Here is a 25,638-nt window from a genome sequence, read left to right as displayed (position 1 = left end):
GTAAGGGGTCGGGTTCATCCCTGGGGGGACGTCTTTTATTTTGCCGTCTGGCACTATAAACCCGAATTGTGCAATGAGCATGTCCTTGAGCGCTTAGACCTGTGTCAGCCCTTCGCTCCTCAGGTAGCGCAGCAAGTAGTCGTAGAGTTGATCCACCTCCGCCACCTGCCGCCGCGCCCGCAGGCAGCCGTGCACCAGGCCTTTGCCGGGATACAGCAGCGTGTCGACGCCGGCCGCCTGCAAGCGTTCGGCGTACAGCCGGCCGTCGTCACGCAAGGGGTCGAACTGGGCTACGGCGATGAAGGCCTTGGGTAAACCGCTGAATGTTTCAGCCAACAACGGCCTGGCGTAGGCCGAGGATGTCCCGTCGTCTGACAGATACAACGCCAGGTAATCGAAGGTATCTGCCGTACTCAGCAACGGCGCATCCGCGCAATCACGCCGCGACGGTAAATCCGCCGGGCCGCCCAGCCCCGGGTAGATCAGCGCTTGAGCCAAGGGCAACGGCTGCCCGTCGTCACGCAACCCCAGGCATAACGCCGCCGCCAGATTGCCCCCCGCACTGTCGCCCGCCACCACCAGGCGCTGGCGGTTGATGGCATGCGGCCCCTGCCCCGCCTGGATCGCCTGCCACACGCTGCGGCAATCGTCGTACGCCGCCGGGAACGGGTGCTCAGGGGCCAAGCGGTAGTCGATGGCGATCACCAGCACCTGCAGCGCAGTGGCCAGTTCAAAGCAGATGAAGTCGTGGGAATCCAGCCCGCCGACCACCCAGCCACCGCCGTGCATATATAGAAGGCAGGGCCAGCCGTTGGGAGGGGTGGGGGTGGTGGGTCGGTAACTGCGCACGGCTACGCCGCCCAGGGAAAAATCTTCGATTAGCAGGCCTTGCGGCGGTGGCGGGGTGAAGGCCTGGCACATGCGGTTGTAGTTCTGGCGCAGGCTGGCCAGGGAGGTATCGGTGGTGGTGAAGGATTCGGTCTTGGCGACGAAGGCGGCAAGCTGCGGAGAAATTGGATACATAAGTAAATATCCCTAACGCTGGAGATCTAAAATGTGGGAGCGGGCTTGCTCGCGAATGCGGTGGGTCAGTAAGAGATTTAGTGACTGACACTCCGCATTCGCGAGCAAGCCCGCTCCCACATTGGTAGGTGGTGTTTCAGGGTTTGAGGCTAGCCTGTACAGCCGCCACGCCATCCTTGCCATCAAACGCCGTCACTCCCGCCAGCCAGCGCTGCAAATCCTCGGGATGGTCGCGCAACCACTGCCTGGCCACATCCTGCGGCGACTGGCGTTCCATGATCGGCACCATCAACTGGCTCTCCTGGGCGGCCGTGTAGGTGAGGTTTTCCAGCAGGCGGTTGGCATTGGGGCAGCGCTCGGCGAAGTCCGGCGCGGTGACGGTGGACACCGTGGCGCGACCTTCGTCGGGGCCGAACACGTCCTCACTGCCGGTGAGGTAGGCCATTTTCATATTGATGTTCATCGGGTGCGGGGTCCAACCGACAAATACCACGAACTCCTTGCGGTTCACCGCACGCTGCACTGCCGCCAGCATGCCCGCCTCACCGGAGGCCACCAGCTTGAAGCCGCCAAGGCCGAAGCGGTTGGTGTCGATCATTTTCTGGATATCGGTGTTCGCGCCGCTGCCGGGCTCGATGCCGTAGAGCTTGCCGCCCAGCTTGTCCTTGAAGCGAGCAATATCGGCAAAGGTTTTCAAGCCCGCGTCGGCCACGTATTGCGGCACGGCCAGGGTCGCCTGGGCATCGGCGAGGCTGGGTTTATCAAAGACCTTGACCTGTTTGGCGGCGAGGAACGGCGCGATGTTGTTGTCCATCGCCGGTTTCCAGTAGCCGAGGAAGATGTCCAAGCGCTTGTCGCGGATGCCGGCAAAGATGATCTGCTGCACGGCGCTGGTCTGCTTGCTGTCGTAGCCCAGGCCATTGAGCAGCACGTCGGCCATGCCGGAGGTGGCGACCACGTCGGTCCAACTGACCACACCCATGCGGATGCTTTTGCAGGAAGCGGGTTCGGCGGCCATGGCGTGTGCACTGAACAGTGCGGCGCCGATGAGGCTCAACAAGGTTTTTTGCATGGGGGCGGTCTCACTCGGCTGTTGTTATTCAACAACCTTAACCAGTGGGGCCGGGGTGAACACGAACTGGGGCGACCGGCAGTTGCACTGGGGCGACTGTGGGGCCGTCATCGCAGGCAAGCCAGCTCCCACACTTGACCGAGTTCCAACTCTGGAATGCAGTCAACTGTGGGAGCGGGCTTGCTCGCGAAAGCGATTTCAGCCGTAACGCTTCTGCCCCCAGGCCAACACCCCTTCCAACAACTGCTTCAACACCACCCGCGTCGGCTCAGCCAGATCCGCCCGATAACGAAACGGCTCAACCTCTTCCATATAGGTGCTCTGGCACAACTCCAGCTGCACCGCATGAATATCCTGCGCAGGGTTGCCGTAATGGCGGGTGATATGCCCGCCCTTGAAGCGCCCGTTCAACACATGGCTGTACTGCGTATGCCCGGCGCAGATGGCTTCCAGTTGGCTGGCCAACTCGGGATCACAGGCAGCGCCATTGAAGGTGCCGAGGTTGAAGTCCGGCAGCTTGCCGTCGAACAGGTGCGGGATCACCGAGCGGATCGAGTGCGCATCAAACAGCAACGCGTAGCCGAACTCGGCCTTGAGCCGTGCCAGTTCCTCCTGCAGCGTGCGGTGATACGGGCCCCAAATCTTCTGCAAGTAACTGGCGCGTTCTGTCTCGTTCGGCTCCAGCCCCTCACGGAACAACGGCACGCCGTCGAACAACGTGGCCGGATACAGCCCGGTGGTGGCGCCGACATACAGCGGCTTGTCGTCGGATGGCCGGTTCAGGTCGATCACAAACCGTGAGTATTCGGCTGACAAAGTGCTGGCACCCAGCGCCTCGGCAAAGTCATACAACGTGGGGATATGCCAGTCGGTGTCCGGCAGGCTTTGTGCCTCGGGGATCAACCCGGCCTCGACCGCAGGCGTCAGGCGCAGACCCGCGTGGGGCATGCTGATCAGCAGCGGCACCCGGCCTTGTTTGAAGTTCAGAACCTTATCCACAACCCTACTCCTCAGACGGTGACATCGACGCCGTGGCGCACGACGCGTTTATCCAGTTCGCCGCCCAGCCAGTAGGCCAGGTCGGCGGGACGATCAATCTGCCAGGCGACAAAATCCGCGACCTTGCCCACTTCCAGGGAGCCGTGGGTGTCGCCCATGCCCAGCGCCGTCGCAGCATGTTGCGTGGCACCGGCCAGGGCTTCTTCCGGGGTCATGCGGAACAAGGTGCAGGCCATGTTCAGCATCAGGCGCACCGACAACGCCGGCGAGGTGCCGGGGTTGAGGTCGCTGGCGATGGCGATCTTCACGCCGTGCTTGCGCAGGGCGTCCATTGGCGGCAGCTGGGTTTCGCGCAGGAAGTAGAACGCCCCCGGCAGCAACACGGCGACGGTGCCGGAGGCGGCCATGGCGATGGCGTCTGCTTCGGTCATGAACTCCAGGTGGTCCGCCGACAACGCGTGATACCGCGCCGCCAGGCTGGAGCCGTGCAGCGACGAGAGTTGCTCGGCGTGCAGTTTCACCGGCAGGCCCAAGTGCTGGGCGACCTTGAACACGCGCTCGACCTGCTCGGTAGAAAACGCCAGGTATTCGCAGAACGCGTCCACCGCGTCCACCAGCCCTTCGGCTGCCAGGGCTGGCAGCATCTCTTGGCAGATGTGTTCGATGTAATCGTCGGCGCGGTCCTTGTACTCCGGCGGCAACGCATGAGCGGCCAGGCATGTGGCGCGCACGCTGACCGGCAGCGCTTCACCCAGGCGACGGGCCACGCGCAGCATCTTGCGTTCGTTGGCCAGGTCCAGGCCATAACCGGACTTGATCTCCACCGTGGTCACGCCGTCGCGCAGCAAACTGCGCAGGCGTTTGTGGGCGCTTTCGAACAGTTCATCTTCGCTCGCCGCGCGGGTGGCGCGCACGGTGCTGGCAATCCCGCCGCCCTTGGCCGCGATGTCGGCATAGCTCACGCCTTCCAGGCGCTGCTCGAATTCGCCACTGCGATTGCCACCGAACACCGTGTGGGTGTGGCAGTCGATCAGCCCGGGGGTGACCCACGCGCCTTGCAGGTCATGAACCTGCGCATAGTCACCCTGGGGCAGTTCGGCCAAGGGGCCGATCCACTCGATGAGCTGACCTGCGGTGACCAGGGCAGCATCCTCGATGATCGAATACTTGCCGCCCGCCATGGTTGCGACGTGGCAGTGTTGCCAAAGCGTTTTCATCAACGCCTCCCTAAATTAACGATGAGACAAAGCCGGGTCGTAATGGACCTTGGCCGCTTGCCCGGCAGCGGGCTTGACCCACAGCAGGTAGGCCAGCACCAGCAGCACGATCCACACGGCGCCGACCAGCAAGGCCGCCTGGGTGTCCGGGAAGTAACCCAGCACACCAAACACAAACAGCATGAACACGATGGCCGCCGCCGGCGCATAGGGCCAGAACGGTACCGGGAATTTCAGCTCGGCCACCTGCTCGCGGGTCATCGAGCGGCGCATGGCGACCTGGGTAAACAGGATCATCAGCCACACCCACACGGTGGCGAAGGTGGCAATCGAGGCGATCAGCAGGAATACGTTTTCCGGGATCAGGTAGTTGAGCACCACGCCGCCCAGCAGCGCGGCGGCCATCACCACCACGGTCATCCACGGCACGCCCTGTTTGGACAGTTGCGCAAAGCCTTTGGGCGCCTGCCCTTGCTGGGCCAGGCCGTACATCATGCGGCCGGCGCCGAAGATATCGCTGTTGATCGCCGAGACGGCCGCCGAGATCACCACGATATTGAGGATGGTCGCCGCCGAGCCGATGCCGAGGTTGCTGAAGATCTGCACGAACGGGCTGCCCTGGCTGCCGATCTGCGGCCACGGGTAGATGGCCATCAGCACAAACAGGGTCAGCACGTAGAACAGCAGGATGCGCAGCGGCACGGCGTTGATCGCCTTGGGGATCACGCGTTGCGGGTCCTTGGCTTCACCGGCGGTGATGCCGATGATCTCGATACCGCCGAAAGCAAACATCACCACGGCAAACGAGGCGATCAGGCCGCCGATGCCGTTGGGCATGAAGCCGCCGTGGGCCCACAGGTTGCTGAGGCCGCTGGCCTGGGTTTCACCGGCCGTGTGGATACCAAACAGCATGATGCCGAAGCCGCCGAGGATCATCGCGACAATGGCGCCGACCTTGAGCAGCGACAGCCAGAACTCCATCTCGCCAAACACTTTGACGTTGCACAGGTTCAGGCCGCCGATCAAAAACACAATGCCCAGCACCCAGACCCAGCGCGCCACTTCGGGAAACCAGAAGCCCATGTAGATGCCAAACGCGGTGACGTCGGCGAGGCAGACGATGATCATTTCAAACGCGTAGGTCCAGCCGAGGATAAAGCCGGCCATAGGGCCCAGGTAGGTGCTGGCGTACTGGCCGAACGAGCCAGACACCGGGTTGTGCACGGCCATCTCGCCAAGGGCGCGCATCACCATGAACACTGCGGCGCCGCCGATCAGGTACGCCAGCAGCACGGCGGGGCCGGCCATCTGGATGGCCGAGGCGGAGCCGTAGAAAAGCCCGGTGCCGATCGCCGACCCCAGTGCCATGAAGCGAATATGGCGGGCGCTTAGCCCGCGTTTCAAACCTTGTTCCTGATGCATTTCTCGTCCCTAATTATTTTTATCCTGAGAAAATTCAAAGCCAGGCAATGGACCTCTGTGGCGAGGGAGCTTGCTCCCGCTGGAGTGCGCAGCGCTCCCCAGATTTTTGGGGCCGCTACGCCGCCCAGCGGGAGCAAGCTCCCTCGCCACAGAAAGTACTCAGTGCCCTTTGGTTTACAGGCTCGGCAGCAATTTGGCCGGCACCAGTTCATTCAGGCAGCGGCTGGCAAGCAACTCGCTGGCGGCGTTGATGTCCGGGGCGAAGAAACGGTCCTTCTCATAGAACGCCACTTTGTCGCGCAGGATGCCGCGGGCCTTTTCCAACTTCGACGAGGTTTTCAGGCCTTCACGCAGGTCCAGGCCCTGGCAGGCCGCAAGCCACTCGACCGCCAACACGCCACGGGTGTTCTCGGCCATTTCCCACAGGCGCTTGCCCGCCGCCGGGGCCATCGACACATGGTCTTCCTGGTTGGCGGAGGTTGGCAGGCTGTCCACGCTATGGGGGTGGGCCAGCGCCTTGTTCTCGCTGGCGAGCGCGGCAGCGGTCACCTGGGCGATCATGAAACCGGAGTTGACCCCGCCATTGCCCACCAGGAACGGCGGCAGTTGGGACATGTGTTTGTCCATCATCAACGAGATACGGCGCTCGCTGAGGGAGCCGATTTCAGCGATGGCCAGGGCCATGTTGTCAGCGGCCATGGCCACCGGTTCGGCGTGGAAGTTACCGCCGGAGATCACGTCGCCTTCGGCGGCAAATACCAGCGGGTTATCCGACACGGCGTTGGCTTCGACCACCAGCACTTCCGCAGCCTGGCGGAACTGGGTCAGGCAGGCGCCCATGACTTGCGGCTGGCAACGCAGGGAGTACGGGTCTTGTACCTTGTCGCAGTTCTGGTGCGACTGCGACACCTGGCTGCTTTCGCCGAGCAGGTCGCGATAGGCCGCGGCGGCGTCGATCTGCCCGCGCTGGCCGCGAGCGGCGTGAATACGCGCGTCGAATGGCGAGCGCGAACCGAGCACCGCTTCCACGGTGAGCGCGCCGCACGCCAGGGCACCGGCGAACAGGTCTTCACCTTCAAACAGGCCGCGCAAGGCGTAGGCGGTGGAGACCTGGGTGCCGTTGAGCAGCGCCAGGCCTTCTTTGGCGGCGAGGGTCAGCGGCGTCAGGCCGGCGACTTTCAGCGCCTCGGTGGCTTCCAGCCATTCGCCCTTGTAGCGCGCCTTGCCTTCGCCCAGCAGCACCAGGGACATATGCGCCAACGGCGCCAAGTCACCGGAGGCACCCACCGAACCTTTCAGCGGAATGTGCGGGTACACCTCGGCATTGATCAGCGCGATCAACGCGTCGATCACCTGCCGACGAATCCCGGAGAAACCACGGCTGAGGCTGTTGACCTTGAGCACCATGACCAGCCGCACCAGCGCATCGCTGATGGGCTCGCCGACGCCGGCGGCGTGGGACAGCACCAGGGAACGCTGGAGGTTTTCCAGGTCTTCACTGGCGATGCGGGTCGAGGCCAGCAGGCCGAAACCGGTGTTGATGCCGTAGGCGGTGCGGTTCTCGGCGAGAATTTGCTCCACGCAGGCCACACTGGCTTCGATCTGCGCCGTGGCGCTGTCATCCAGACTGAGTGTCACCGGCTGCTGGTAGATAGCCCGCAGTTGGGCAAGGCTCAGTTGGCCTGGAATCAGATTTAGCGCAGTCACATTCCTACTCCTTTTGAATTGTTCTTTTGACGATCAGTGCAAATTGGGTAACGCGGTGTCTTTGAGCAACTGGGCGGCGGCGGCAATGTCCGGCGCCAGCCAGCGGTCTTGTTCGTAGGCGGGGACCACTTCGCGCAACAAGCGCCAGGCGCGGTCGGTGCCGGCGCCGAAACGCTGGTCCTTCAGGAATTCGAACGCCTGGGCCGCCAGCAAATACTCGATGGCGAGGATCTGCGTGACGTTGGCCAACACCTGGTGCAGCTTGAGCGCGGCGTTGGTGCCCATGCTCAGGTGGTCTTCCTGCAGGCCCGAAGTGACGAAGTTGTCGAGCACCGCCGGTTGCGCCAGTTGGCGGTTTTGCCCACACAGGGACGCGGCGACGTACTGCACGATCATCATCCCGGAGTTGACCCCGGGGTTGCTGACGAGGAACGCCGGCAAGCCGCTGACATGCGGGTTGATCAAGCGGTCCAGGCGGCGTTCGGCCACCGAGCCGATCTCGGCCATGGCGATGGCGAGCAGGTCCGCCGCCAGGGCAACCGATTGCCCGTGCGGGTTGGCCTGGGACACCACGCGGTAGCTGTCCGGCGTGCCGAGCAGCAGCGGGTTGTCGGTGGCGCTGTTGAGTTCGGTCTCGATCTGGCGCGTGGCGTGTTCCACCTGGTCGCGGGCCGCACCGTGGATCTGCGGGATCGAGCGGATGCTCAACGCATCCTGGGTGCGGATGCCTTTGCTGCTGGCGATCACTTCACTGCCGTCCAGCAGCGCACGCAGGTTGATACCGACGTGCTGCATGCCCGGGTGCGGCTTGAGGGCGATGATTTCTTCGTCAAACGCATCGATCTGGCCGCGCTGGGCCTCGAAACTCATGGCGCCGATCACGTCGGCCCATTGCAGCAAAGGGTGCGCATCGGCCAGGGCCAGGCAGCTCAGGCCGGTCATGCACGGCGTGCCGTTGACCAGGCACAGGCCGTCCTTGGCGCCGAGCACCACCGGCTGCAAACCTTCGGCACTCAATGCCTCTTGCGCCGTAACGATCCGACCGCGATAGCTCACATTGCCCACACCCAACAAGGCCACGCCGACGTGGGCCATGTGGGTCAGGTAACCCACCGAGCCCTGGGACGGTACTTGCGGCGTGATGCCGTGGTTGAGCAGCGCCAGCAACGCATGCACCACCTGCGGGTGCAGGCCGGATTTGCCGTGGCTGTAGTTGATGACAGCGGCGCAGATGATGGCGCGGGTCTGTTCGTCGCTGAGCACCGGGCCGACGCCACAGGCGTGGCTCAGCAGGGTGTTGCGCGACAGCTGGCTGAGTTGCTCGCCCTTGAGCGAGACATTGCACAACGCGCCCAGGCCGGTGTTCACGCCGTAGGCGCGTTCGCCGCTGGTGACGATGCGTTGCACGATGGCCTGGGCATTGTCGATGCGGGCCCAGGCTTGGCCCGAGAGCTCGAGGACCGCGCCGTGACGAGCGACGGCGACCACGTCCTGCCAACGTAATGGGGTGTTGGCGATGATGATTTTGGTTGGCTGGGACATCTTCATACCTTCGTTAATTCTTGCGTAGCTTTGCCGGCCTCTTCGCGAGCAAGCCCGCTCCCACAGGGGGATTCATACCTTCTTCAATTTTGGTGCAGCTTCACTGGCCTCATCGCAGGCAAGCCAGCTCCCACAGGGGAATGCATTCCAAATGTGGGAGCTGGCTTGCTCGCGAAAGGGCCAGCAGCCGCACCACACCTTTTGGCTCAGACCACCGCCGCCCGCCGCTGAACAAACCGGTCCACATACTCATCCGCCGGCGAATGCAGGATCTCGCGGGGCGTGCCGACCTGGATCAGCTTGCCGTCCTTGAGGATCGCAATGCGGTTGCCGATCCGCACCGCTTCATCAAGGTCGTGGGTGATGAACACGATGGTCTTGTGCAGGGTCTTTTGCAGCTCCAGCAACTGGTCCTGCATCTCGGCGCGGATCAGCGGGTCGAGGGCGCTGAACGCTTCGTCCATGAGGATGATGTCGGTGTCAGCCGCCAATGCCCGGGCCAGGCCAACGCGCTGGCGCATGCCACCGGAGAGCTGGTGCGGGTATTTGTTTTCGTAGCCTTTGAGGCCCACGGTTTCGATCCAGTGCAGCGCGCGTTCGGCGCACACCTGCTTGCTTTCGCCGCGCACTTTCAGGCCGTAGGCGACGTTGTCGAGCACGCTCTTGTGGGGCAACAGGCCGAAGCTCTGGAACACCATGCTGATCTTGTGCCGACGGAATTGGCGCAGGGCTTCCATGTCCAGTTGCAGGATGTCTTCGCCGTCCACCAGGATCGCGCCGCTGGTGGGGTCGATCAGGCGGTTGAAGTGGCGCACCAGGGTGGACTTGCCGGAGCCCGACAGGCCCATGATCACAAAGATCTCACCGGTGCCGATGCTCAGGGACAGGTCGTTCACGCCGACCACACAGCCGGTCTCGGCCAGCACCTGGTCCTTGGTCTTGCCCTGGCCGATCAGCGACAGCGCTTCCTTGGAACGGGCGCCGAAGATCTTGAAGACGTTTTTGACTTCGATTTTGCTGACAGTAGTCATTTGCTCGCCTCATGCCGTGGACGACCATAGGCCTGGGTAATGCGGTCGATGACCACTGCGAGAATCACGATCGCCAAGCCGGCCTCAAGGCCGCGCCCGACGTTGAGGGTCTGGATGCCGACCAACACGTCTTCACCCAAGCCGCGGGCACCGATCATCGAGGCGATCACCACCATCGACAGCGCCATCATGGTCGTCTGGTTGATGCCGGCCATGATGCTTGGCAGCGCCAGCGGCAGTTGCACGCCGAACAGTTGCTGCCAGCGGTTGGCACCAAAGGCGTTGATGGCTTCCATGACTTCGCCGTCCACCTGGCGAATGCCCAGGTCGGTCAGGCGAATCAGTGGCGGCGCGGCGTAGATCACCGTGGCGAAAATCGCCGGGACCTTGCCTAGGCCAAACAGCATCAGCACCGGGATCAGGTACACGAAGCTCGGCATGGTTTGCATGATGTCCAGCAGCGGCATCAGCACCGAACGCAGGCGATTGCTGCGCGCCGAGAGGATGCCCAGCGGGATGCCGATCAGCACCGAGATCACCGTGGCGACCATCATCAAGGCCAGCGTCTGCATCAGCTTGTCCCACAGGCCAACCGCGCCCACCAGGAACAGCAAACCGACGATCACCGCCGTGGTCACCACCTTGCGGGTGGCGTGCCAGGCGACGCCGCCGACGATGGCCAGCATCAGCCACCAGGGCGCCGCGCGCAGCAGCCCTTCCAGGTTAACGATGGCCCACAACAGGGTGTCGGAAATGTGCCGGAACACATCACCGTAGTTGGTGACCAGTGAGTCCACCCAACCGTTGACCCAGTCGGCGATGGAAAACGTAAAACTCTCAGGAAACATATCGTGCTCTCGATCCAATGGGTTGTGGCCAGGCGCCCGGCCGACCCCTCAGGGTAGCCGGGCACACTTGACCTACAAGGCCGCGTCGATTTTCTTGGCTGCGTCGTCGCTCACCCATGCGTGCCAGACTTCAGGATGTTCCTTGAGGAAAATTTTCGCCAGTTTTGGCGACTCAATTCGCTCCTTGGCCATGCGACCCAGGTTCTGGTTCAGCAGGTCGATCGGCAGGTTGACCTTTTCCAGCACGGCCACCAGTTCCGGGGCTTGCTCGTGGAAGGTCTTGGACAGGCCGACCTTGATGGTCACGCTCTTATCCACACCGGCTTTTTCTTCCAGCTTGACCAGATCGACCTGGCCCATCAGCGGCGTTGGCGACCAGTAGTAGAACAGGATCGGCTCGCCACGCTTGTAGCTCGACAATACCGCCGCATCCAGCGCCGGGCCGGTGCCTGGGCGGAAGTTGGTGTAGGAACTTTCCAGGCCGTAGCTCTTGAGCATTTCGCTGTTGTCCAGCTCACAGGTCCAACCGGCCGGGCAGTTGTAGAAACGGCCTTTGGACGGTTCTTCCTGGTCCTTGAACACGGCGGCGTACTTGGCCAGGTCGGCGATGGTTTTCAGGTCCGGCGCCTTGGCTTCCAGCTTGCGTTTGGCATCGCCCTCGATCACATAGCGCGGCACGTACCAGCCTTCGATGGCACCCACCACCGGCGCACCAACGCCGACGACTTTGCCGGCCTTCTCGGCCTTGTTCCAGACTTCGCTGCGGCCTACCCATTCTTCGGCGAACACCTGGATGTCATTGCTGCTCAGGGCGTTTTCCATGGTGATGGAATTGCCTGGCAGGCTATCGGTTTTGCAGTCGTAGCCTTTTTCCAGCACGGTTTGCAGGATGTCGGTAAGCAACATGCCGCTTTCCCAGTTCAGGCCGGCGAATTTCACCGGTTTGCCGGACTCGCACCAGCCGGCCGCCTGAGCGCCAGCGCTGGCCAGCAAACCTGCAGAAAGCAAGGTAGCCATCAGGGTTTTATGCATTTTCATTGTTGTGACGCTCCCAATCTTGAAATGGATTACGGCAGTCAGTAGGCATCCTGCCCTGTCCACGTCCCATCAGGCTTGTGCCGCCAGCCCGGTTGTTGTTGGTACAGCGCCCTGCTCTGTTGGCAGGATCAGTTGAGCGGGCACGCTGCCGTGCCATTTTTTCGCACACACGTAGTACAGGGCGGCGGGCAGTACCAGGCCGATGATCCAGGAAATATCCACATCGCCCAGGGCGGCCACCAAAGGGCCGGTGTAGAACTTGGTGGAGATGAACGGCAACTGCACCAACACACCGAACACATAGACGCTGATACCCAGCAGGTTCCAGCGGCCATAACGACCGTTCGGATCGGCCAGCGCCGGCACGTCATAGCGGTCGCGGGTGATGCAGTAGTAGTCCACCAGGTTGATCGCGCTCCAGGGCGTGAAAAACGCCAGCAGGAACAAGATGAACGACTTGAACGCACCGAGGAACGAGTGCTGGCCGAGCAACGCGATCAGGGTCGCCGTACCGACAATCGCCAGCACGAACACCAGGCGCTGCATGCGCGTGACTTCCATACGCCCGCGAAAACCGCTGACGATGGTGGCGATGCACATGAAGCTGCCGTAGGAGTTCAGCGTAGAGATGGTCACCTTGCCAAACGCGATGCTGAAGTACAGCAACGCAGCCGTAGCACCCGTACCGCTCAAACCGACGATGTAGGCCACCTCATGACCGGCGAATTGCCCGTTGGACATGGCCGCGGCAAACACGCCGAGCACCATCGCCACCTGGGCACCGATCACCGAACCCGCGCCTGCCGCGAGGAAGGTTTTCACTGACGACGTGCTGCTCGGCAAGTAGCGCGAGTAGTCCGCCACGTACGGGCCGAATGCGATCTGCCAGGACGCCGCCAGCGACACCGCCAGCAGGAAACTGCTCCAGCTGAAGTGACGGATTTGCAGGAGCGCACCCACGTCGGTCTGGCTCATCAGACGGCTGAACAGGTACACAAAGGCAATCACCCCAATGACGCTGGCGACGCGGCCGATGAAGTGGATCACCCGGTAACCGAGCACCGTCACCAGCACAATGACACTGGCGAAAATCAGGATGCCAACACTGTCGCTGACACCAAACAACTGGCCTAGCGCCTGGCCGGACAACACCGTGCCCGTCGCGGTGAACCCGAGGTACATCAGGCACACCAGCACGATCGGAATCGCCGCGCCATACACACCAAACTGCACCCGGCTGGAGATCATCTGCGGCAGGCCCAACTTGGGCCCTTGCGCCGCATGCAACGCCATGACCCCACCGCCCAGCAGCTGGCCGATGAACAGACCGATCAACGACCAGAACACATCACCGCCCAACACCACGGCCAAGGCCCCGGTGACAATCGCGGTGATTTGCAGGTTGGCGCCCATCCACAGGGTGAACTGGCTAAATAGACGACCGTGTCTTTCCGCTTCCGGGATGTAGTCGATCGAACGTTTCTCGATCAACGGGGTGGTGTCATTTGCAGCCATGTCGGTTCAACCTCTGGTGGATTGTTATCTAGATCAGCGCAGATCAAATGTGGGAGCGGGCTTGCTCGCGAAAGCGGACTTTCAGTCAATGCATCTGTAGCTGACCCACCGTATTCGCGAGCAAGCCCGCTCCCACAAAAGCCCGCTCCCACATCGCCTTACTTGATCATCGGGAGGTTGAGACCCTGCTCTTTGGCGCAGTCGATGGCGATCTGGTAACCGGCATCGGCGTGACGCATCACCCCGGTCGCCGGGTCGTTGTGCAGCACGCGGGCAATGCGCTCCGCCGCTTCGTCGGTACCGTCGCAGACGATCACCATGCCGGAGTGCTGGGAGAAGCCCATGCCAACGCCGCCACCGTGGTGCAGCGAAACCCAGGTCGCGCCGCTCGCGGTGTTGAGCAGGGCGTTGAGCAGTGGCCAGTCGGACACGGCGTCAGATCCGTCCTGCATCGCTTCGGTTTCACGGTTCGGGCTGGATACCGAGCCGGAGTCGAGGTGGTCACGGCCGATGACCACCGGCGCCGACAGCTCGCCGCTGCGGACCATTTCGTTGAACGCCAGGCCGAGCTTGGCGCGCTGGCCCAGGCCAACCCAGCAGATACGCGCCGGCAGGCCCTGGAAGCTGATGCGCTCGCGCGCCATGTCCAACCAGTTGTGCAGGTGGGCGTCGTCGGGGATCAGCTCTTTGACTTTGGCGTCGGTCTTGTAGATGTCCTGCGGGTCGCCGGACAGCGCCGCCCAGCGGAACGGGCCGATGCCACGGCAGAACAGCGGGCGGATGTAGGCCGGGACGAAACCCGGGAAGTCGAAGGCGTTTTCCACGCCTTCTTCCTGGGCCATCTGACGGATGTTGTTGCCGTAGTCGAAGGTTGGGATGCCTTGCTTTTGGAAATCCAGCATGGCTTTAACGTGTACGGCCATCGACTGCTTGGCGGCCTTGATTACAGCGGCAGGCTCGGTCTTGGCACGGGCACGGTATTCGTCCCAGGTCCAGCCGGCGGGCAGGTAGCCGTTGAGCGGGTCGTGGGCGCTGGTCTGGTCGGTGACCATGTCCGGGCGCACGCCGCGCTTGACCAGCTCCGGCAGGATTTCGGCGGCGTTACCCAGCAGGGCGATGGAGATGGCCTTGCCTTCCTTGGTGTACTTGGCGATGCGCGCCAGGGCGTCGTCGAGGTCGGTGGCTTGCTCATCGACATAGCGGCTGGCCAGGCGGAAATCGATGCTGACCTGCTGGCATTCAATGTTCAGCGAGCATGCACCGGCCAGGGTGGCGGCCAATGGCTGCGCGCCGCCCATGCCGCCGAGACCGGCGGTGAGCACCCAGCGCCCTGTCAGGTCGCTGTTGTAATGTTGGCGACCGGCTTCGACGAAGGTTTCGTAGGTGCCCTGGACGATGCCCTGGCTGCCGATGTAGATCCAGCTGCCGGCGGTCATCTGGCCGTACATGGCCAGGCCCTTGGCATCCAGTTCGTTGAAGTGTTCCCAGCTGGCCCAGTGCGGCACCAGGTTGGAGTTGGCGATCAGTACGCGCGGTGCATTGCTGTGGGTCTTGAACACGCCGACCGGCTTGCCGGATTGCACCAGCAGGGTTTCGTCGTCGTTCAGGTTGGTCAGGCTCTCGACGATCTGGTCGTAGCACTCCCAGTTGCGCGCCGCACGGCCGATACCGCCGTACACCACCAGCTCTTTCGGGTTCTCGGCCACTTGTGGGTCGAGGTTGTTCATCAGCATGCGCAGCGGCGCTTCAGTCAGCCAGCTTTTGGCGGTGAGCTTGTTACCGTGGGCGGCGCGGATTTCTACGTCACGGTATTTAGTAGGCTTGGTCACAACTCAGACTCCTCAGCGATCGATGCGCATACTTGATTGGTGCGATGTGGACTCTTACGCACACATCTTTACTTGTACATACAAGCATATGCAATCAAGCGGCCAACTTGCGGAGGGGGCTGTTGATATTTTTCGGGAAAGGGCGTGCGAGCCTTGGAAATTAAGGCTTCGGGGGTTGATGAAATTTCTTACGAGGGAGTTTTGTCGCGGGGGATGTTTGTTGCGTCGGCATGGCTTTGCGCCATGCTGGGGCGTTCGGTAACAAAGTGGTGCGCGGGTTGGAAACAAGTTTTGTGAACACCACAAAACCAATGTGGGAGCGGGCTTGCTCGCGAATGCGGTAGGTCAGCCAGCTCATCTGGTACTGATACACCGCTTTCGCGAGCAAGCCCGCTCCCACATTTTTAACCGCGCGCGGTCAGTTCGATGATGCAACTGCGGCCAGCCACGGAGATATCCAGCAAGCCAGTGTTACCGTCCACTTGCAGGCAATCGTGATGGCCGAGCTTCTCGCCCAACACTTTCACTTCATCCGCCACGCTGAACACCAACACCGTCTGCGCCGTAGTGAAAATCCGCTGCTCGCCATCCACCCACTGCAACCGCGCGTGATAACGCGCTGGCGAATAGATCAGGTTGAAATCGCGAATCGGCCCGGTGATCAAGCGACACGCCACCTGGCTGTCACCCTTGAACGCGAACGCTTGCAGCGGTAACAACCCGCGCTGTTCCTCACCATCCACAGTCAACACCATGCCCGCGCCCTGGATCACGGTGATCAAACGCTGGTAGCCGGCAAAGGTGGAGAACCCGCCCGACTCAGCGATATCGGCAATCGACAGGCGCCAGCCAAAACCATCCAGGCCGCTGCCGGCGTCACGGGTGATTTCTTCGGTGCTGCCGCCGCCGTTTTTCCACGGCATGCGCACGTAGTCAGTGGCGCGCCAGACTTTCACTGCACTCATTTACTGAAACGTCCTTCCAGGCTGTGACGGGAACCGGGGTGGATCAACCGTGCGGCAGTCACCGGTTGGCGACCGGACCAGGTGCGGCGGCGAATCAACAGGCACGGCTCCGTGGGTTCGATTTGCAGCAGCTTGCACTCAGCGGCGTCGGCGAGGATGGCTTCCACCACGTGCTCGCCTTCGGTCAGCGGCGCAACCTGGTTCAAGTAGGCGTAAGGGGTCTGCTGGGTGAAATCCTGTTGCAGGTATTCCGGGGCGACCAGGGCGTTAACGAAGCGGTCTTCGATTTGCACGGGAATATCGTTTTCGAAGTGCACGATCAGCGAATGGAACACCCGCCCGCCTTCACGCATTTCCAGAGCAACGGCGCGTTCGGAACCGGCGGCCTCTTCGCCCAGGTGGATAACCTGGCACGTATGCCGATGACCGCGGGAGGCGATCTCATCGGCAATGTTGTGCACTTCGAACAGCGCCGACTGGCTCTTGGGTTCGGCGACAAAGGTGCCGACGCCTTGCATGCGCACCAGCAACCCTTCGGCGGTGAGCTCGCGCAGGGCGCGGTTGATGGTCATGCGGCTGAAGCCCAGTTGGCTGACCAGCTCGCTCTCCGACGGCACGCGGTAATGAGGCGGCCAGTTGCCGTTGAGAATCTGCTGGCTGATCATCTGTTTGACGCGGGCATACAAGGGCGCCGGACTTTCGTCCATGTGGGCAGCCAGCGAAGACTTGGCAGGCGGAGTCGGCACAGGGAATCCTTGCAGGGGGAAAAGATGCATAGATTGCCGGAGTTTACCGAGCAGGCAAACGTCTGTATATGTATATACAAATAAACACACGACCGGGGTGCCTTGATCATGTCCGCTTTCTTTGCCGAACGCGCACTGCTGCCTAATGGATGGGCCAATGATGTACGTCTTGAAGTCAGCGCCGATGGCCTGCTGACACAGGTTGCGGCCAACGCCAGTGCAGAGGGCGCCGAGCTGCTGAGAGGCCCGGTGTTGGCGGGCATACCGAACCTGCACTCCCATGCTTTCCAGCGCGCCATGGCCGGTTTGGCCGAAGTAGCGGGCAACCCGAATGACAGCTTCTGGACCTGGCGCGACCTGATGTACCGCATGGTCGGCAAGATCAGCCCGGACCAATTGCAGGTGATCGCGCGCCAGCTGTATATCGAGATGCTCAAGGCCGGCTACACCTCGGTGGCCGAATTCCATTACGTGCACCATGACGTCAGCGGCCAGCCCTATGCCGATCGCACCGAGCTGTCGCGGCAGATCAGCCAGGCGGCGGCCAGCAGCGGGATCGGTTTGACGTTGTTGCCGGTGCTCTACACCCATTCAGGTTTTGGTGGGCAAGCGCCGAACGAGGGCCAGCGCCGGTTTATCAACAGCACCGAAAACTACCTGGACCTGCAAGCGCGCCTCAAGCCGATCCTTGCCGCGCAACCGGCGCAGCAGCTGGGCCTGTGCTTCCACTCCCTGCGCGCGGTCACACCGCAACAGATCAGCACAGTGCTGGCGGCCAGCGACAAGGCCTGCCCGGTGCATATCCACATCGCCGAACAACAAAAGGAAGTCGACGACTGCCTGGCCTGGAGCGGCAAACGCCCGCTGCAATGGCTGTATGACAATGTGGCAGTGGATGAGCGCTGGTGCCTGGTGCATGCCACCCACGCCGATGCGCATGAAGTCACGCGCATGGCCAAGAGCCGGGCGATTGCGGGGTTGTGCCTGACCACCGAGGCGAACCTGGGTGATGGGATTTTCCCGGCGGTGGATTTCCTGGCCCAGGGCGGGCGCATGGGGATTGGGTCTGACAGCCATGTGTCGTTGAGCGTGGTGGAAGAATTGCGTTGGCTGGAATATGGCCAGCGCTTGCGCGATCAACGGCGCAATCGTCTGTATCGCAGTGACCAGCCGATGGTCGGACGTACGCTGTTTGACGCCGCCCTAGACGGTGGTGCCCAGGCGTTGGGCCAGCCGATTGGGCGCTTGGAAGTGGGCAAACGCGCAGACTGGATTGTGCTGGATGGCAATGATCCGTACCTGGCGACGGCTAGCGAGGATGGGATTCTCAACCGCTGGTTATTCGCGGGCGGGGATCGGCAGGTGCGGGATGTGCTGGTGAACGGGAAGTGGGTGGTACGGGATGGGCACCATGCCAGCGAAGAAGACAGCAATCGCGCATTCACCCAAGTCCTGAAGGACCTACTCGGTTAAAACATGTGGGAGCGGGCTTGCTCGCGAAAGCGGTGTGTCAGTCACTGCATCTGGTGCTGATATACCGCTTTCGCGAGCAAGCCCGCTCCCACATTTTTGATCCGCGTTGATTCAGGGTTACTGCGAAGTCTTCGCCATCTGCTTGTCCGACGTACGCCAGATCAACCGCGTGGTGTCATACCCCTGCTGTCGCGCCCTGCTCAGCAGATCTTCACGGGTGTCCGCATTGACCGTCGGCGTACGCGACAAGATCCACATATAACGCCGGCTCGGGCTGCCAACAATGGCGGTCTTGTAGTCATCGCTGACATACAACACCCAGTAATCGCCCTTGGCGACGCCCGGCAGCAACGACGTGAACCAATTGTTGAATTCCACCCAAAGCTTGTCGGTCTTGCCCGGCACTTGCGGGGTGGCGGTGCCTTTGGCTTCTTCCCACTTCCATTCAGTCGTCAGGCAGCGGTTGAACACCGACATGTCGCCATCCGGCAACAAGGTGTAACGGGCTTCGGACTGCGCGCAGTTGCGCTGGAAGTACATCGGCAATCGCGCCAGCTCGTACCAGGTGCCCTGGTAACGCTTGAGGTTGACGTTGCTCGCGGTCTTGGGTTGCAGATCATCGCCAGAATGGCTGGCGCAGCCTGCCAAAAACAGGCTGGCGCAAAGGTATAAAACAAAACGCATCATTCTTCTTCTCCCGCAGGCTCGCGCCCCGGTTTACTTCAGGCCTTGCCCGGAAAACATCAGAACCTTGTCACCGGCATATTGCACGCTGATAAAGCTGGTTTTATCGCCCCAGGTGCAGCTGGACATGCCCAGTGCGCCGGAACAATCGGTCGGCTTACCCAACAGCGACTCCACCTCGGCCTTGGCCATGCCAGCCGACAGCTTTGCGTAGTTTTCTTGGTTGACCTTGCTGCAAGCGGCCAACAGCACGCAAAAAGTCAGCAGGGCGAGACGGCGTAACGACATGGAAAAACTCCTGGAGGGACGAAGCAGCATGGGGGTCTGCCAGAAGCTTAGAAGGGAAAAGGGGTTTCTGGTTCCCGACGAGCAAAAACAAAAAAGCCCCGAAAACGCTGAAACGTTTCGGGGCTTCTTTTAGGGTGAACCGGCTCACAACACTGCCGATCACTTATCGCAGCAATTTACTTCTTGTGATACGCCGTCACGCGCTCAACTTCTTCCTTCGAACCCAGGAACACCGCCACACGCTGGTGCAGGCCTTCCGGCTGGATGTCGAGGATACGCTGGTGGCCGTCGGTGGACGCGCCGCCCGCTTGCTCAACCAGGAACGACATCGGGTTGGCTTCGTACATCAGGCGCAGCTTGCCCGGTTTGGACGGCTCGCGGCTGTCGCGAGGGTACATGAACAGGCCACCACGGGTCAGGATACGGTGCACGTCGGCAACCATTGCGGCCACCCAGCGCATGTTGAAGTTTTTCTTCAACGGGCCTTCTTCGCCCGCCATCAGCTCGCCAACGTAGCGGGTCACCGGCTCTTCCCAGTGGCGCTGGTTGGACATGTTGATCGCGAATTCCTGGGTAGCGGCAGGAATGGTGATGTCTTCGTGGGTCAGCACGAAGCTGCCCATTTCGCGGTCCAGGGTGAAGCCTTTGACGCCGTCGCCCAGGGTCAGCACCAACATGGTCTGTGGGCCGTAGATCGCGTAGCCGGCAGCAACCTGTTGGGTGCCTGGCTGCAGGAACGCTTTCTCGTTCAGCGGCTCGTTCTGGCTCAGGTATTCGTTCGGGCAACGCAGTACCGAGAAGATGGTGCCAACCGGGGCGTTGATGTCGATGTTGGACGAACCGTCCAGTGGATCGAACACCAGCAGGTACGCGCCTTTCGGGTATTTGCCCGGGATCTGGTAGGCATTGTCCATTTCTTCGGACGCCATGCCGGCCAAGTGACCGCCCCATTCGTTGGCTTCGAGCAGGATCTCGTTGGAGATCACGTCGAGCTTCTTCTGCACTTCGCCCTGCACGTTTTCAGTGCCCATGCTGCCCAGGACACCACCCAGTGCGCCTTTGGACACGGCGTGGCTGATTTCCTTGCAAGCACGCGCCACCACTTCGATAAGGAAGCGCAGATCGGCAGGCGTGTTGTTGCTGCGGGTCTGCTCGATCAAATAGCGACTCAAGGTAACGCGGGACATGTAAGGCTCCGGAGAATGGGGGGCTTAAAAACCCGCGCAGTTTAACGCGAGTCGGGGCTGATTTCCTCTAATCAGAGGATTTAACGCCAATAGAGTTCACGGTTTGGCCTGGGGCTTGCGCAACAAACTGTAGGCCATGCCTCCCAGCGCCGCCACACCGAGCAGGAGCACGGCCCACAGGCCGAGTTTCTTCCAGTCGGCACCGGCTTCAGGCGCAGCGGCAACGGCGGCTGTTTTGACCACCACCTCCCCTGCTACCTTCGCCTGCCCCAGCGTCTTGAAGCGCTCGGCACTGTAGTCCGGGATCAGCGTGGTCAACGGCAGGTTCGCCGCCTTCACCGACGCGTTGCCCAGCGCCAGGGTAAACGGCGGCTCACCCCGCGCCAGGAACACCAACTGCGTGGCGCGCACCGCAAAGCGCAGGGCCGGCGCCTCGACGCCCAGGCCGCCGCCGCGTTCGTCCACCTGCAACTTGAGCTCAGTGACCACCTGCCCCGGCAGCGGCAACTCATCCTGCACCACGTCCTGGCCGTTCTGGGCCAGGCGATAGAGCAAACCGTTGCTCAACGGTTGCCAGGCTTGCTGGCTGTCGCGACGCCCGGACAGCGTCACGGGCGCCAAGGTGTTGGGCTGGTTCAATGCGACACGCAAGCGCTCGATGTTCAGCCCGGTCGGCAACTGCCAACTGTATTCGCCCGCCTTGAGCCGCGTGCCCGCCAACGGCTGCGACCACACCAGCGGCATTGGCAGGCTGCTGCTAGTGGCGCTGACCAGCTTGGCCGAGGTCAACTGCGGCGCGGCCTGGCCTTGCCACACCAGGCGCAGGTAACGCGCCGACCGCCCCGGCAGGTTCACGTCATGCTGCTCGACCCGCTCGTCGGCAAACGACAGGCGCGCCACTTGCCCGTCGCCCCACGGTGTCCAGTGTTGCAAATCATCGCTGGCCTCGATGCTGAAACGCTGGAAACCCTCTTGCTCACGGCTCCAGTCCAGGCTCAGTTGCTGCAACGGCGCCTTGATCGCGCTGGCATCCAGCACCCAGCCGCGCAACACCTGCTGCGCCTGGGGCGTGGAGGGGCGGATTTCCAGCAACGTGCCTTCGCTGGTGGATTTCATCACCACGCCCGGCAAGGCTTCATGGGTGTCGGCGGCGTACAGTGGGAACCACTTCACATCCGCCACATGGCGGCTTTCGCTGCGCTGCGCGGGTTGGCGGGACAGCGCGTAGGCCTGCGCCTCCCCGGCGGCGCTGAACACCCGCACGTCGCTGAGATCGGCCTGCCGCGCGCGCAATTGCACCGCCAACGGCAACTCCAGGCGATACCAGGGGCCGGCGCCACTCACCGCCAGCGGCACCTGGACCGCGAAGTCGGCCGGCGTTTCCTGGGCGTAGGCCGCCGAACACAGCAGCCACAACGCCAACCCACTCAGACTCAGCTTGCCCATCAAGACGATGCTCCCTCAGTTCCCACACGCTTGGGCGGCAGCGGCGCAAAGTAGCCCACCACCAGCAACAAGCCGCCCACGCCGATAAACGACACGATCCGCGCCAGCCCGCCACGGTTGCTCAATTCGACAAAAAACAGCTTGGCCACCACCAGCGCAATTAGCGCCGCGCCGATCAGCCACACTTCGCGACGATGGCGCAGGTGGCCGCCGATCATCAGGCCGAGGGCGATCAGCGTCCATACGATCGACAGGCCGGCCTGCACCAGCATCGATTCGAGCAACGCATCCAACTGGAACGGCACACCGCCCCAATGGTGCGCAGCGCGCATGACCAGCGCGGTAAAGAATGCGAACAGCGAAATGCCCGCCACGCCCTGGGCGATCAACTCCACATGCGGCCCACGCTCCGGTGCGGCACTGCGCGACCACAGGTAGATGCCCAGCAGCGCAAACAGCAGGCCCAGGTCCAGTGGATTGAGTAGCGGCACGTAAGGCAGCGGCTCGGCCGTGCCGTCGCTGAACATATTCGCCAACCAGAACCAACCGAGCATCAGCACCGCCAATGGCAGCGCGGCGAGCACACGGTATTCCCGTGGGTACGCCGCCACCGGCCACGGCCAGTTGCGCGGCGCAGCGGCCAGCACCAGGTACAGGCTGGGCAGAATCGCCCAGCCGAGCCAGCGCCAGGCGTTGTACTGATCCGACAGCAGCAACAGGCCGTAACGCAGCTCCAGCGCCAGCACGCCGATCAGCATCCAGCAGCCCAACACGTGGGCCGCGCTCAACACCTTGCCGGGCACGGTCGCCGCCAAGCGCCGCAGCGAGATGAAATGCACGGCGAACACCGCCAACCACGCCAGCCAGCCAAACTGCGCTGCCGGGTGGTAATAGGCGTGGGCAGACGCCAGCAACACCACGCCCGCCGCTGGCATCAACAAGGTGCACAGCATGCCCAGCGCCGCCCAGTTCAGGCGGGCGGCCAGCAGCGTCCAGATCGCCACGCTTACGGCGGCGATCGCCAACAGGAACGCGCCTTGCAGTTCGCGCGGGACAAAACGCAGTACTTCGCCGACCAGCGCCAACGTCCACCACGCCGCGCCCCACACCAGTAGCAGGTCGGACAGGCGTTGCAGTTTCAACACATCAAACACCGGCGCATGGGGTTCACGCTGCAAGCGCCAGGCGCCGACCAGCGCGGCCAGGCCCAGCACCAACGGCGTCCAGAAACCGCTGTGGGCCAGTGGCCGCAAGCCTTCGCTGGTCAACGGCCCCAGCAGTTCCGGCACCGACAGCAGGAATGAACCGCCGCCGATCAATTGCAGCAGCAAGCCGAATACAAAGCTGACGCGCTGCTGCAGGTACAGGCTCAGCCAGATGATCAACAGACCACTGGCCGCCCACACGCCGCTGGCGCTTTCCCACGGCAGCACAAACAGCACCGCAAGATTGATCAACACCAAACCCGCCAGCAGCACCACCGACAGCCCGCGCAGCAAGCGCACATCACCGCGCACCATGTCATCGCGTGCCGCCAGCAGCATGCCGCCGATCAAGGCCAGGCCGATCAGCGACGCGGTGAGCAAACCACTCCAGCCCGCACTGAACACCGCTGCGCCTTCACCGCCTTGCAAGCGCAGCAGGAACAACGCGCCGCCCAACAGTTGCACGGCAAACGCGGTGAAGAGGAAGGTGCGCGAGCCGATGCGCAGGCCGACAAACAGCGTCAGCAGCCCGGCGAGGGCCCAGCTGATAGCGGTGCCTTGGGCCTGCAACAGCAACGGCTCCAGCAAATACAAGAAGCTCAAACCCAGGCATGCCAGCACTGGAACGCCTTTGCGCTCCCAGCCTGCCGCCTGTTCGGGAGCGGCCTTGCGCAGTTGATCGAAGCTGAACAGCAGCGCCGCGCCAAGCAGCAGCGCGCCCAGCGGTGCGCCATCGAGCAAAGTGTGTTCGCCGACGCGCAGCTCGCTGAGGAAGGCCAGCGCCGAGCCCAGTTGCAGCAGCAAGCCGAACGCCCGCGCCAATGGCCGCTGCTGGCGCAAGCCCAGCCAGAAGATCCCGGCGCCTTCCACGGCCCAGGCGGCAGCGGTCCAGCGTGCATCGAGGCCCAAAGGGATCGCGAGGCTGGCAAAGATCACACCCAGTGCCAGACAGGTTTCGGCCAACAACAAAGCGCGGCCACCCCTGAGCAGTCGCGCCAGCCCCATATAGATAATGCCCAGGCCGAGCGCACTGAACGCGGCGGCAAACTCAAGGTGCTGCACCAGCGCGAACTGCAAGCCAAAGCCCACCAGCGGCGGGCCAAAGAGCAGGCTGCCGTCGACATAATCACCCTTGGCAGCCGACCAGCGCAGCAACGCGTCACGGCCTTCAGGCGCGTCACCCATTTCCAGCAACTTGCGCCGGGCAAACAACAGGCCGATGGCCAGGTACATCAGGAAAAACAGGATCAGGAACGGCTCGGTGCTCCACAGCAGTTCCGGCGTGTAGGAGCGCATACCCCAGGCGAAGCCGATGCCGAAGGTGCCGACGAAGCCGATCAGGTTGAGCAGGCGCCACGCCTTGAACCAGGCAATGGCAAGGATGCCGGCGTTGAGCAAGGCGAAGTAGCTGAACAACGCCACATGGTTGCCGGCGCCGGTGGACGTGAGGATCGGCGCCGCAAAGCCGCCGAGCGCGGCGGCGCAGGCCAGGCCCAAGGCATCCTGGGTAATCGCCAGGATCGCCGAAAACACCGTGACCGCCACCAGCAAACCCAGCGCCGCCCCCGGATCGATCAGCGGATGCAGGCGCATCGCCGCGAAGACCGTGAGGTAAAGCACCGCGATCCCGGTGCCTTGCAGCATCAAGCCGTAGTTGCTGTTGCGCAGGCGCAGCCACCAGCCCAGGCCCAACAGGGCGATGGCCGCGGCGGCGACACCGGCGTAGCGCACCTCAATCGGCACCACCATGCCTTCGGTGGCATAACGCAGCAGAAACGCCAGGCCGAGGAACAACAGCACCACGCCCACACGCAACACGGTGTTGCCACCAAACAACCAATTGCGCGCGCCGCTGATGGCGCGTTCGATCAGGTTGGGGCCACGGGGGATTGCCGGTTCTTTTTCTGGGCGTGGGGTCGGGGCCCAGGCGTCTTCCGGCAGTGGCCGGCTCGTTTCGGCAACCACGGCGACGGGTGCCAATTCGGCCGGCAGCTCCCAGACAAGCTCGGGCGCCTTGGCTACGGGGGTTGGTTCTGGGATCGGGGGTTCGACAATGACACTGCTTGGTGGCGCGGGCACTTCAAGTTGCCGCAGGCGTTCACCGAGGGCGATCAGCGCCTTTTGCGTGGTTTCCAGCTGGGTTGCCTGCTTGTCTGCCTGGGCCGACAGTTGCGTGAGGCGGATCGCCTGGCCAATACCCAAGCCCAGCAGCGCACCGATGCCGGCGTCACTGAACGACTCGTCGAGTGTCCAGCCGAGCGCGAGGCCAATCAGCATGAAAATCCATTGCATGGTCGAGAATCCCTAGGCAAACCGAGGCCTAGTATATCGACGCAAGAGCAATGTGGGAGCAGAGCTTGTGTGAGCTTATGTGGGAGCGGGCTTGCTCGCGAAAGCGGTG

21 protein-coding genes are annotated in these 25,638 nt (G+C 62.6%); 1 reads left to right on the top strand and 20 read right to left on the bottom strand.

All coding sequences use genetic code 11. The features are described 5' to 3' along the window. Positions 1–93: 93 nt before the first annotated feature. From DBR46_RS06125 to hutC, 15 genes are all read right to left on the bottom strand, one after another. Positions 94–1,023 carry an alpha/beta hydrolase gene (locus DBR46_RS06125; RefSeq protein ID WP_124525424.1) on the bottom strand — a complete coding sequence of 310 codons (930 nt, stop codon included), beginning with the start codon at positions 1,021–1,023 and terminating at the stop codon, positions 94–96. Positions 1,024–1,159: 136 nt separating this feature from the next. Then, a complete protein-coding gene (locus DBR46_RS06120) occupies positions 1,160–2,095 on the bottom strand; it encodes a choline ABC transporter substrate-binding protein (RefSeq protein WP_124525423.1) in 936 nt (311 codons plus the stop codon). 198 nt (positions 2,096–2,293) lie between these two features. Next, on the bottom strand, positions 2,294–3,094 hold the full coding sequence (gene hutG / locus DBR46_RS06115) for an N-formylglutamate deformylase (protein ID WP_124525422.1): 801 nt from the start codon (positions 3,092–3,094) through the stop codon (positions 2,294–2,296). A gap of 11 nt (positions 3,095–3,105) precedes the next feature. Then, positions 3,106–4,311 (bottom strand): imidazolonepropionase, encoded by a 1,206-nt coding sequence (gene hutI, locus DBR46_RS06110; RefSeq protein WP_124525421.1) that lies wholly within the window; start codon positions 4,309–4,311, stop codon positions 3,106–3,108. A gap of 15 nt (positions 4,312–4,326) precedes the next feature. Next, positions 4,327–5,733: an amino acid permease gene (locus tag DBR46_RS06105; protein WP_124525420.1), complete on the bottom strand. Its 1,407-nt coding sequence runs from the start codon at positions 5,731–5,733 to the stop codon at positions 4,327–4,329. Between the two features lie 174 nt (positions 5,734–5,907). After that, entirely contained in the window at positions 5,908–7,440 is a 1,533-nt protein-coding gene (hutH, locus tag DBR46_RS06100; RefSeq protein ID WP_124525419.1) for a histidine ammonia-lyase, read from the bottom strand. Between the two features lie 33 nt (positions 7,441–7,473). Beyond that, complete coding sequence (gene hutH / locus DBR46_RS06095) at positions 7,474–8,982, bottom strand: histidine ammonia-lyase (protein WP_124525418.1); 1,509 nt, start codon at positions 8,980–8,982, stop codon at positions 7,474–7,476. Between the two features lie 206 nt (positions 8,983–9,188). Next, a complete protein-coding gene (locus tag DBR46_RS06090) occupies positions 9,189–10,013 on the bottom strand; it encodes a glycine betaine/L-proline ABC transporter ATP-binding protein (protein ID WP_124525417.1) in 825 nt (274 codons plus the stop codon). Beyond that, positions 10,010–10,861 carry a proline/glycine betaine ABC transporter permease gene (locus tag DBR46_RS06085; protein WP_028615386.1) on the bottom strand — a complete coding sequence of 284 codons (852 nt, stop codon included), beginning with the start codon at positions 10,859–10,861 and terminating at the stop codon, positions 10,010–10,012. Before DBR46_RS06085 ends, DBR46_RS06090 begins: the two co-directional genes overlap by 4 nt. A gap of 72 nt (positions 10,862–10,933) precedes the next feature. Continuing rightward, complete coding sequence (locus DBR46_RS06080) at positions 10,934–11,899, bottom strand: ABC transporter substrate-binding protein (RefSeq protein ID WP_124525416.1); 966 nt, start codon at positions 11,897–11,899, stop codon at positions 10,934–10,936. A 69-nt stretch (positions 11,900–11,968) separates the two neighbouring features. Then, positions 11,969–13,414 carry a cytosine permease gene (locus tag DBR46_RS06075; RefSeq protein ID WP_124525415.1) on the bottom strand — a complete coding sequence of 482 codons (1,446 nt, stop codon included), beginning with the start codon at positions 13,412–13,414 and terminating at the stop codon, positions 11,969–11,971. A gap of 158 nt (positions 13,415–13,572) precedes the next feature. Then, on the bottom strand, positions 13,573–15,243 hold the full coding sequence (gene hutU / locus DBR46_RS06065) for a urocanate hydratase (protein WP_124525413.1): 1,671 nt from the start codon (positions 15,241–15,243) through the stop codon (positions 13,573–13,575). 160 nt (positions 15,244–15,403) lie between these two features. Further along, positions 15,404–15,631, bottom strand: a complete 228-nt coding sequence (locus DBR46_RS06060; protein WP_124525412.1) for a hypothetical protein — start codon at positions 15,629–15,631, stop codon at positions 15,404–15,406. A gap of 16 nt (positions 15,632–15,647) precedes the next feature. Beyond that, positions 15,648–16,208 carry a HutD family protein gene (locus DBR46_RS06055; protein ID WP_124525411.1) on the bottom strand — a complete coding sequence of 187 codons (561 nt, stop codon included), beginning with the start codon at positions 16,206–16,208 and terminating at the stop codon, positions 15,648–15,650. Next, on the bottom strand, positions 16,205–16,984 hold the full coding sequence (gene hutC, locus DBR46_RS06050; protein ID WP_170949823.1) for a histidine utilization repressor: 780 nt from the start codon (positions 16,982–16,984) through the stop codon (positions 16,205–16,207). The genes DBR46_RS06055 and hutC overlap by 4 nt, the downstream gene beginning before the upstream one ends. A 78-nt stretch (positions 16,985–17,062) precedes the next feature. Between hutC and DBR46_RS06045 the strand changes: the two genes are divergently transcribed. Beyond that, entirely contained in the window at positions 17,063–18,427 is a 1,365-nt protein-coding gene (locus DBR46_RS06045) for a formimidoylglutamate deiminase (protein WP_124525410.1), read from the top strand. A gap of 117 nt (positions 18,428–18,544) precedes the next feature. Here DBR46_RS06045 and DBR46_RS06040 read toward each other — a convergent pair whose 3' ends face one another. From DBR46_RS06040 to DBR46_RS06020, 5 genes are all read right to left on the bottom strand, one after another. Then, positions 18,545–19,114, bottom strand: a complete 570-nt coding sequence (locus DBR46_RS06040) for a lipocalin family protein (RefSeq protein WP_017734862.1) — start codon at positions 19,112–19,114, stop codon at positions 18,545–18,547. A 30-nt stretch (positions 19,115–19,144) separates the two neighbouring features. Next, complete coding sequence (locus DBR46_RS06035; RefSeq protein ID WP_017734861.1) at positions 19,145–19,399, bottom strand: hypothetical protein; 255 nt, start codon at positions 19,397–19,399, stop codon at positions 19,145–19,147. A gap of 176 nt (positions 19,400–19,575) precedes the next feature. Continuing rightward, positions 19,576–20,586 carry a class 1 fructose-bisphosphatase gene (locus tag DBR46_RS06030; protein WP_017734859.1) on the bottom strand — a complete coding sequence of 337 codons (1,011 nt, stop codon included), beginning with the start codon at positions 20,584–20,586 and terminating at the stop codon, positions 19,576–19,578. Between the two features lie 96 nt (positions 20,587–20,682). Continuing rightward, positions 20,683–22,032 (bottom strand): DUF3999 domain-containing protein, encoded by a 1,350-nt coding sequence (locus DBR46_RS06025; RefSeq protein WP_124525409.1) that lies wholly within the window; start codon positions 22,030–22,032, stop codon positions 20,683–20,685. Next, positions 22,032–25,529 carry a DUF2339 domain-containing protein gene (locus tag DBR46_RS06020; RefSeq protein ID WP_124525408.1) on the bottom strand — a complete coding sequence of 1,166 codons (3,498 nt, stop codon included), beginning with the start codon at positions 25,527–25,529 and terminating at the stop codon, positions 22,032–22,034. Before DBR46_RS06020 ends, DBR46_RS06025 begins: the two co-directional genes overlap by 1 nt. Positions 25,530–25,638 lie beyond the last annotated feature (109 nt).

The sequence above is a fragment of the Pseudomonas sp. KBW05 genome (assembly GCF_003852405.1).
Classification (GTDB): domain Bacteria; phylum Pseudomonadota; class Gammaproteobacteria; order Pseudomonadales; family Pseudomonadaceae; genus Aquipseudomonas.
This window is presented reverse-complemented; position numbering and strand designations above follow the sequence as displayed.